At 57.4% G+C, this 1,693-nt stretch carries 1 protein-coding gene; it reads right to left on the reverse strand.

Annotated elements, in window-relative coordinates; all coding sequences use genetic code 11:
* The coding region (locus MOY_RS17310; RefSeq protein ID WP_009102134.1) for a hypothetical protein at positions 1-1,693 on the reverse strand (1,693 nt) is incomplete at both ends.

Consider the following 1,693-nt stretch of genomic DNA (forward strand, 5'->3'; position numbering starts at 1 on the left):
GCTAAGCTTTCGGCACTGACCAGCACACCGTCATCGGTCCAGCCAAGCTGGGCGTTGTCGCCCATCAGTACGTGCTGGCTGTCTTGGTCGGCGTCGCTGATCGTTAAGGAGTCATCGCCTACACCGCCGGTCCAGGTGACGTTGCCCGCGTTAACAAAGACGTCATCATTACCACCGATGTTGGTTGCTAAGCTTTCGGCACTGACCAGCACACCGTCATCGGTCCAGCCAAGCTGAGCGTTATCACCCATCAAGACATGCTCGCTACCTTGAGCCGCCTCAGTGATTTCGAGGGTGTCATTACCCACACCGCCGATCCAGGTGACGTTACCCGCGTTAACAAAGACGTCATCATTACCACCGATGTCAGTCGCTAAGCTTTCGGCACTGACCAGCACACCGTCATCCGTCCAGCCGAGTTGGGCGTTATCACCCATCAGGACATGCTCGCTACCCTGAGCCGCCTCAGGGATTTCGAGGGTGTCATTACCCACACCGCCAATCCAGGTGACGTTGCCCGCGTTAACAGACACGGTGTCGTCGCCACCTTCTTCAAAGGCCAGGCTTTCTGCACTAATCAGCACGCCCTCATCCGTCCAGCCAAGCTGAGCGTTATCACCCATCAGTACGTGCTGGCTGTCTTGGTCGGCGTCGCTGATCGTTAAGGAGTCATCGCCTACACCGCCAATCCAGGTGACGTTGCCCGCATTAACCGACACGGTGTCGTCGCCACCTTCTTCAAAGGCCAGGCTTTCTGCACTAATCAGCACGCCCTCATCGGTCCAGCCAAGCTGGGCGTTATCACCCATCAGTACATGCTGGCTCTCTTGGTCGGCGTCGCTGATCGTTAAGGAGTCATTGCCTACACCGCCGATCCAGGTGACGTTGCCCGCATTAACCGACACGGTGTCGTCGCCACCTTCTTCAAAGGCCAGGCTTTCTGCGCTAATCAGCACGCCCTCATCCGTCCAGCCAAGCTGAGCGTTATCACCCATCAGTACGTGCTGGCTGTCTTGGTCGGCGTCGCTGATCGTTAAGGAGTCATCGCCTACACCGCCAATCCAGGTGACGTTGCCCGCGTTAACGAAGACGTCATCATTACCACCGATGTCAGTCGCTAAGCTTTCGGCACTGACCAGCACACCGTCATCCGTCCAGCCAAGCTGGGCGTTGTCGCCCATCAGGACATGCTCGCTACCCTGAGCCGCCTCAGTGATTTCGAGGGTGTCATTACCCACACCGCCAATCCAGGTGACGTTACCCGCGTTAACAAAGACGTCATCATTACCACCGATGTTGGTTGCTAAGCTTTCGGCACTGACCAGCACACCGTCATCGGTCCAGCCCAGCTGGGCGTTATCACCCATCAGTACGTGCTGGCTGTCTTGGTCGGCGTCGCTGATCGTTAAGGAGTCATCGCCTACACCGCCGATCCAGGTGACGTTGCCCGCATTAACCGACACGGTGTCGTCGCCACCTTCTTCAAAGGCCAGGCTTTCTGCGCTAATCAGTACGCCCTCATCGGTCCAGCCAAGTTGGGCGTTGTCGCCCATCAGTACGTGCTGGCTCTCTTGGTCGGCGTCGCTGATCGTTAAGGAGTCATCGCCTACACCGCCAATCCAGGTGACGTTGCCCGCGTTAACAGACACGGTGTCGTCGCCACCTTCTTCAAAGGCCAGGMTTTCTGCACTAA

This window comes from Halomonas sp. GFAJ-1 (assembly GCF_000236625.2).
Classification (GTDB): domain Bacteria; phylum Pseudomonadota; class Gammaproteobacteria; order Pseudomonadales; family Halomonadaceae; genus Vreelandella.